The organism is Pseudomonas versuta, from assembly GCF_001294575.1.
In the GTDB taxonomy this organism is placed as follows: Bacteria; Pseudomonadota; Gammaproteobacteria; order Pseudomonadales; family Pseudomonadaceae; genus Aquipseudomonas; species Aquipseudomonas versuta.
This window is the reverse complement of sequence record NZ_CP012676.1, coordinates 5,018,326-5,025,000: the sequence shown is the minus strand read 5'-3', so window position 1 is coordinate 5,025,000 and position 6,675 is coordinate 5,018,326. Positions and strand designations below refer to the sequence as shown.

General features: G+C 57.5%; 8 protein-coding genes (1 of these 8 only partly in view). 6 read left to right on the top strand and 2 right to left on the bottom strand.

The features are described from left to right. On the top strand, positions 1 to 978 hold the 3' portion of the coding sequence (locus tag AOC04_RS22555) for a peptidoglycan DD-metalloendopeptidase family protein (protein WP_060696748.1). It extends 414 nt beyond the left edge of the window; 978 of the gene's 1,392 nt are visible here — the last part of the coding sequence; the start codon falls outside the window, past its left edge; it ends in the stop codon at positions 976 to 978. Between the two features lie 3 nt (positions 979 to 981). Then, positions 982 to 2,073, top strand: a complete 1,092-nt coding sequence (locus AOC04_RS22550) for an anhydro-N-acetylmuramic acid kinase (RefSeq protein WP_060696747.1) — start codon at positions 982 to 984, stop codon at positions 2,071 to 2,073. 75 nt (positions 2,074 to 2,148) lie between these two features. Here AOC04_RS22550 and erpA read toward each other — a convergent pair whose 3' ends face one another. Both erpA and argC read right to left on the bottom strand, forming a co-directional pair. After that, positions 2,149 to 2,499 (bottom strand): iron-sulfur cluster insertion protein ErpA, encoded by a 351-nt coding sequence (gene erpA, locus AOC04_RS22545; RefSeq protein WP_003444456.1) that lies wholly within the window; start codon positions 2,497 to 2,499, stop codon positions 2,149 to 2,151. A 133-nt stretch (positions 2,500 to 2,632) separates the two neighbouring features. Next, on the bottom strand, positions 2,633 to 3,667 hold the full coding sequence (gene argC / locus AOC04_RS22540; protein ID WP_060696746.1) for an N-acetyl-gamma-glutamyl-phosphate reductase: 1,035 nt from the start codon (positions 3,665 to 3,667) through the stop codon (positions 2,633 to 2,635). A gap of 134 nt (positions 3,668 to 3,801) precedes the next feature. On the opposite strand from argC, the gene hemJ reads away from it, so the two are divergent. The 4 genes from hemJ (at position 3,802) to AOC04_RS22520 (ending at position 6,663) form a co-directional block, all read left to right on the top strand. Further along, positions 3,802 to 4,230: a protoporphyrinogen oxidase HemJ gene (gene hemJ / locus AOC04_RS22535; RefSeq protein ID WP_060696745.1), complete on the top strand. Its 429-nt coding sequence runs from the start codon at positions 3,802 to 3,804 to the stop codon at positions 4,228 to 4,230. 30 nt (positions 4,231 to 4,260) lie between these two features. Further along, a complete protein-coding gene (locus AOC04_RS22530; protein ID WP_060696744.1) occupies positions 4,261 to 5,220 on the top strand; it encodes an NAD(P)H-dependent flavin oxidoreductase in 960 nt (319 codons plus the stop codon). A gap of 62 nt (positions 5,221 to 5,282) precedes the next feature. After that, positions 5,283 to 5,798: a DUF805 domain-containing protein gene (locus tag AOC04_RS22525; RefSeq protein WP_060696743.1), complete on the top strand. Its 516-nt coding sequence runs from the start codon at positions 5,283 to 5,285 to the stop codon at positions 5,796 to 5,798. A gap of 76 nt (positions 5,799 to 5,874) precedes the next feature. Further along, positions 5,875 to 6,663, top strand: coding sequence for an SDR family NAD(P)-dependent oxidoreductase (locus AOC04_RS22520; RefSeq protein ID WP_060696742.1), 789 nt, complete (start codon positions 5,875 to 5,877; stop codon positions 6,661 to 6,663). The last annotated feature ends 12 nt before the right edge of the window (positions 6,664 to 6,675 follow it).

Below are 6,675 nucleotides of genomic sequence, written 5' to 3'. Positions count from 1 at the left end.
CAGCTGAAACACGGCCAGAAGCTCGAATTTGAAATGGGCCCTGATGGCCAACTGAATAATCTGCATAGCCAGGTTAGCGACCTCGAAACCATCACTCTCAGCAAATCTTCCAAGGGCTATACATTTCGTCGCGTTACCACCCTGCCAGTCGTGCGCTCAGCCTATGTGCACGGCGTAATCACTAGCTCGTTATCAGCATCAGGCCAACGCGCCGGCCTGCCGCACAGCATGACGATGGATATGGCTAAAGTATTTGGTTACGACATCGACTTCGCACAGGACATTCGCCCTGGCGACCAGTTCGAAGTGATCTATGAGCAAAAAGTAGCCAACGGTAAAACGGTCGGTACGGGCAACATCCTCTCGGCGCGCTTTACTAACCGCGGCAAGACGTACACCGCCGTACGCTATACAAACAAGCAAGGCGTGAGCAATTACTACACTGCTGACGGCAGCAGCATGCGCAAGGCTTTCATCCGCACTCCCGTGGACTTCGCCCGTATCAGCTCGCGATTCTCCTCAGGCCGCAAGCACCCGATCCTCAACAAGATCCGCGCCCACAAAGGCGTGGATTACGCAGCTCCGCGCGGCACACCGATCAAAGCAGCCGGCGATGGCAAAGTACTACTCGCGGGCCGCCGTGGCGGCTATGGCAATACCGTTATCATTCAACACGGCAATACCTACCGCACCCTTTACGGGCACATGCAGGGCTTCGCCAAAGGCGTTAAAACCGGGGGCTCGGTGAAGCAGGGGCAAGTCATTGGCTATATCGGTACAACGGGGCTCTCCACTGGTCCTCACTTGCACTATGAGTTCCAGGTCAATGGTGTACACGTAGATCCGCTAGGCCAGAAGCTGCCAATGGCCGACCCGATTGCAAAAGCCGAACGCACGCGCTTCCTGCAACAAAGCCAGCCATTAATGGCTCGCATGAACCAGGAAAAAGCCACCCTGCTAGCCTCGAGCAAGCGTTAAACGATGGCTCTCTATATAGGCGTGATGTCCGGCACCAGCCTTGATGGCATGGACATAGCCCTAATCGAGATGGGGGCGGGCATCACACTGCTCGCTACCCATTACATCCCCATGCCAGCCGCCCTGCGCAGCGAGTTACTGGGCTTATGCGCCAGCGGTCCTGACGAAGTGGCACGCTGCGCCATTGCCGAAAACCACTGGGTCGAACTGGCGGCTCAAGGCGTAAACGCGCTACTTGCCCAGCAGCAGCTTTCACCTCAAGACATCCGGGCAATCGGTAGCCATGGCCAGACCATCCGGCATGAACCTGCCCAGGGTTATACCGTGCAAATCGGTAACCCCGCGCTATTGGCCGAGTTGACCAATATTTGTGTCGTCGCTGACTTTCGCCGCCGTGATGTCGCCGCTGGAGGCCAGGGGGCGCCCTTGGTCCCCGCCTTTCATGAAGCCCTGTTTACAGGCGAGCATGAGCATCGAGCGGTGTTGAACGTAGGAGGGTTCAGCAATTTAAGCTTGATCACTCCACAGAACCCTGTGGCTGGATTTGATAGTGGCCCCGGCAATGTCCTGCTGGATGCCTGGATACAAGAACAACGCGGCGAACTGTATGACCTCAACGGCCAGTGGGCCGCCAGTGGACAAGTTGAGCCGTTGCTGCTTAAAGCCTTGCTCAGCGACCCTTTCTTCCAGACCAAGGGCCCAAAAAGTACTGGCCGGGAAGTGTTCAACCTCAACTGGCTGAAACACCACCTCTTCGCCCTGCCAACCTTTCCGACCCAGGACGTGCAAGCAACGCTGCTAGAGCTCACAGCTCTGACCATCGTCGAGTCACTGCAAGCGGCGCAAACCCATACCGACGAACTGCTGGTGTGCGGGGGTGGCGCTCATAATGCGGCCCTGATGACCCGACTCGCCCAATTACTCCCGCAAACCCGGGTCAACAGCACCCAGGTCAAAGGGGTAGACCCTGACTGGGTCGAGGCCATGGCGTTTGCATGGCTGGCGCACTGCTGCCTGGAAAACATCCCGACCAACCGCCCTAGCGTCACCGGTGCTCGCGGCCTGCGTGTATTGGGCGGCATCTACCCCGCCTGACCTGCTCACACAAACCCCAGACAGCAAAACGCCGCGAATCTACGCGGCGTTGAGTGTGAAACCTGTACTGCGTAATCAGATCGAGAACGATGATCCGCAACCACATGTCGTGGTGGCGTTCGGGTTCTTGATCACAAAACGCGAGCCTTCCAGACCTTCCTGATAATCCACCTCGGCACCCGCCAGGTACTGGAAGCTCATCGGATCGACCACCAGGCTAACGCCTTCGCGCTCAACAATGGTGTCGTCATCGGCCACTTCTTCATCGAAGGTAAAGCCATACTGAAAACCGGAACAACCGCCGCCCGTAACAAAAACGCGCAACTTCAAACGATCATTACCCTCTTCATCGACCAGGCTCTTCACCTTGTGCGCAGCACCTTCGGTGAATTGCAAAGCCATGGGGGTGAAGGATTCGACGCTCATGCTGATTATCTCCCGGCGATGTGCCGCCATAATGCGTGATGACGCGCATTATCCGCTTCTCCTAGAAAAGCGGTCAACTATTCATAAGTAGCAACGGCAAGCCACAGCTTGCCGCATCAAGCCCGACGCTGCTTTAAGGCAACATTCCCGCGTGAGACAAGCCCAAACGCTCATCCAGCCCGAACAGAATGTTCATGTTCTGAACTGCCTGGCCAGAAGCGCCCTTGACCAGGTTGTCGATGACGGAGAGCACCACAACCAGATCGCCATCCTGTGGACGATGCACCGCAATACGGCACACGTTTGCGCCACGCACACTGCGGGTTTCCGGATGGCTCCCTGCTGGCATCACATCGACAAAAGGCTCATTGGCGTAACGCTTTTCAAACAGTGCCTGCAAGTCAACAGACCGATCAACCACGGTGGCATACAGCGTCGAGTGAATGCCGCGAATCATCGGCGTCAAATGCGGCACGAATGTCAGACCGACATCCTTACCCGCTGCACGACGCAACCCCTGGCGAATTTCAGGCAAATGACGATGACCTTTGACGGCATACGCCTTCATGCTTTCGGATGTTTCGGCGTACAGAGAACCTACGCTCGCACCGCGACCTGCGCCGCTTACGCCTGACTTGCAATCAGCGATCAACCGCGAAGTATCCGCCAGCCCCGCTTCCAGCAATGGAAGGAAACCCAATTGGGTTGCAGTGGGATAGCACCCCGGTACCGCGATCAGGCGCGCCTGTTTGATTTGCTCACGATTCACTTCCGGGAGGCCATATACCGCCTCGTTGAGGAGTCCGGGCGCACCATGGGGCTGACCGTACCATTTGGCCCACTCATCCGCGTCCTGCAAGCGGAAGTCTGCGGACAGGTCGATCACCTTGGTGCCCGCATCCAGCAGTTCGCCGGCCAGCGCGTGAGCGACCCCATGAGGCGTGGCAAAAAACACCACATCGCATGCCGCCAGGGCTTGCGTGTCTGGCACGCTGAAGGCCAGGCCGTCGTAATGCCCACGCAGGTTGGGATACATATCGGCAACCGGCAGGCCCGCCTCGGATCGAGAGGTGATAACAACCACCTCAGCCTGCGGATGCTGTGCCAGCAAACGCAGCAATTCGACCCCGGTGTAACCCGTGCCGCCGACAATACCGACCTTGACCATAACCTGCCCCTCAACGAACCCACTGGAAAGCCCACGATAATAGGCACAGCGCGCCCCTGCGACAACCGTCAAGGTGACTCCCGGACGCTCTACTACTACTATTTGATCTACCGTGAACCTGGGAATAACTAAAAATGCTTTATCTATGGCTAAAAGCCTTCCACATCATCAGCATCGTCTGCTGGTTTGCAGGTCTCTTTTACTTACCCCGCCTCTTTGTTTACCACGCACAAAGCGAAGACACCGTGAGTAAAGAGCGATTCAGCCTCATGGAACGCAAGCTGTATCGCGGCATCATGGGGCCGGCAATGATCGCGACCCTGATTTTCGGCGGGTGGTTAATCAGCCTGAATCCGAGCGGTTACTTCAGCCAGGGCTGGATGCACGTCAAGCTGACACTGGTCATTCTGCTGATCGGCTATCACCACATGTGTGGCGCACAGGTAAAGCGCTTTGCCCGCGGCGAAAACAAGCGCTCTCACGTGTTCTACCGCTGGTTCAACGAAGTGCCCGTTGTGTTCTTGCTGGCGATTGTAATTCTGGCAGTGGTCAAACCGTTCTAAACACATCCCGTCACTTGCCGAGGTTATCCAATGTCACTGCCCGCTTTGCTCGAAAAACGCTTGCGCCTGCCGGTGGTGGCGGCTCCCATGTTTCTGATTTCCAACCCGCAACTTGTGCTGGCCTGCTGCCGTAATGGAGTGGTGGGCAGTTTCCCTGCACTCAACCAACGCGACAGTAGTGGCTTCAAGGCATGGCTTGAGGAAATAGAAACGGGCCTGGCCTTATTGGATAACCCCGCGCCTTACGCCGTTAACCTGATAGTGCATAACAGCAACCCACGGCTACAGGCTGACTTGGCGATCTGTATCGAGCACAAAGTACCGATCATCATCACCAGCCTGGGCGCGGCCAAGGAAGTAGTAGATGCGGTCCATAGCTATGGCGGGCTGGTGTTCCACGATGTTACGACCCGGCGTCACGCCGAAAAAGCAGCAGAGGCCGGGGTCGATGGCCTAATTGCAGTCGCAGCGGGCGCCGGTGGCCATGCAGGAACCTGGAGTCCTTTTGCACTGCTGGCTGAAATTCGCCAGTTTTTCGACAAGACCGTGCTGTTGGCCGGGTGCATGAACCACGGCCACGAAATTCTGGCAGCGCAAATCCTGGGCGCAGACCTTGCCTACATCGGGACTCGATTCATCGGCACCCAGGAAAGCCACGCGCCTGACGCATACAAAGACATGCTTCTGGCATCCCGTGCAGCCGATATCATCCATACCCCTGCCGTCTCGGGTGTACCCGCAAACTTTATGCGCAAAAGTCTCGAGAGTGCAGGTTTCGACCTCGACGCACTTCAAGGTAAAGGCGAGTCCAAACTCAAGCCCCTCAATGAAGAAGCCAAGGCCTGGAAAACCGTATGGTCTGCCGGCCAGGGCGCAGGAGGCGTTAACGATCTGCCTGCAACCGACCAGCTGATCGCACGCATGGAAGAGGAATATCGCAAGGCGCACAGCCAGACACGAGAGCTGGCCCGGCACTGGCCACACCACTGACACTCCCAAGCCCGCCAACCATGGCGGGCTTTTTGTTAAAACACCCGGACAAGGAAGCCAGCATGACAGAGCTCAACCTGGAGAAATCGCCCCAAGAACACTACGCGACACTAGACCCCCTGGGGTTCAGCGGCCGGATCGGACGCATGCGCCTGCTGGCCTGGAGCCTGATTCTGGGAGCCAGCGCCGGCATTGTCATAGTGCTGGTGCTGCTCGCGACCAAGGTATCCCCCACTCTGGCCATAACCTTTGGCGCGACGCTGACGCTCGCCTTCGTGGTAGTCCACCTCAGAATCAATGCGCAACGCCTGCACGATCTTAACTGGTCCGCGTGGATGCTGTTGCTGCACCTGGTGCCGGTGGCCAATCTGGTGCTAACGCTTGCGATGCTGTTAATGCCCGGTACTCCGGGGCCCAACAAGTACGGTTTGCCACCCCCGCCCAACAGCACCGCGGTAAAAGTTCTGGCCTGGATCAGCATTGTTCTCATGGTGTTGGGTATTTTCACCCTGATCGCCACCATGGCTCTGGGCCTGCAGGACTCGTTGATCAACGCAGCCAACAGCAACAGCCTGTAGACTGCGCGTCTAAATGAACGCGCTAACGCCAGGGACATCATTGTCACCGGACTGCACCGTTGCGATGGAGAACAACATGACCCGTTACGCTTTAATCACTGGCGCCTCCAGCGGCATTGGCCTGGCTCTGGCCGAAGCCCTCGCCCGCCGCGGGCGCAGCCTGATTCTTGTGGCCCGCCAACGGGACGCGCTGGAAAGCATTGCGCTGGAGTTGACCCAGCGTTTCGGCGTAGAAGTACTGTTCCGTGCCTGCGACCTTGGCGAGCCGCTGCGTCTTTCCGGATTTTTACTTGAACTCGAAGAAGGCGATCGCCAGATCGATCTGCTGGTCAATTGCGCGGGCATTGGCACCTGCGGCCCCTTCCTGGCTCACGACTGGAGCGCCGAACAAGACCTGATCGAGCTCAACGTGCTGGCGCTCACCCGTTTATGTCATGCCATCGGCAACATGATGGCGGTCCAGGGTGGCGGGCAAATCCTCAATGTGTCCTCCATTGCAGCCTTCCAGCCAGGGCCCTGGCTCAGCACTTACTTCGCCAGTAAAGCGTACGTGCTGCATTTCTCCGAAGGCTTGCGCGAAGAAGTGAAGAAAACCGGGATCAAGGTCTCGGTACTTTGCCCCGGTATCACGCGGACCCGCTTTTTCGACGCAGCCAAAATGAACGCCGACAAGGTCAAGCAAAGCGAAGGCGCCATGACGCCCGAAGAAGTTGCGCTCTATACCGTACGTGCGCTGGAGAAAAACAAGGCCATCATCATTCCCGGCCGGCGCAATCGCTGGATAACCCGCATTCCTCGCGTCCTCTCACGCTGGATGACGCGAAAAATAGCCGCAGGAATCAACAAATCCTACTGCCCGCGTTAACCGCACTGGGCG

Excerpts from the sequence above, each read along its gene's own strand:
- AOC04_RS22550 (WP_060696747.1), top strand. The coding sequence starts at position 982 with ATGGCTCTCTATATAGGCGTGATGTCCGGCACCAGCCTTGATGGCATG.
- erpA (WP_003444456.1), bottom strand. The coding sequence starts at position 2,499 with ATGAGCGTCGAATCCTTCACCCCCATGGCTTTGCAATTCACCGAAGGT.
- argC (WP_060696746.1), bottom strand. The coding sequence starts at position 3,667 with ATGGTCAAGGTCGGTATTGTCGGCGGCACGGGTTACACCGGGGTCGAA.
- hemJ (WP_060696745.1), top strand. The coding sequence starts at position 3,802 with ATGCTTTATCTATGGCTAAAAGCCTTCCACATCATCAGCATCGTCTGC.
- AOC04_RS22530 (WP_060696744.1), top strand. The coding sequence starts at position 4,261 with ATGTCACTGCCCGCTTTGCTCGAAAAACGCTTGCGCCTGCCGGTGGTG.
- AOC04_RS22525 (WP_060696743.1), top strand. The coding sequence starts at position 5,283 with ATGACAGAGCTCAACCTGGAGAAATCGCCCCAAGAACACTACGCGACA.
- AOC04_RS22520 (WP_060696742.1), top strand. The coding sequence starts at position 5,875 with ATGACCCGTTACGCTTTAATCACTGGCGCCTCCAGCGGCATTGGCCTG.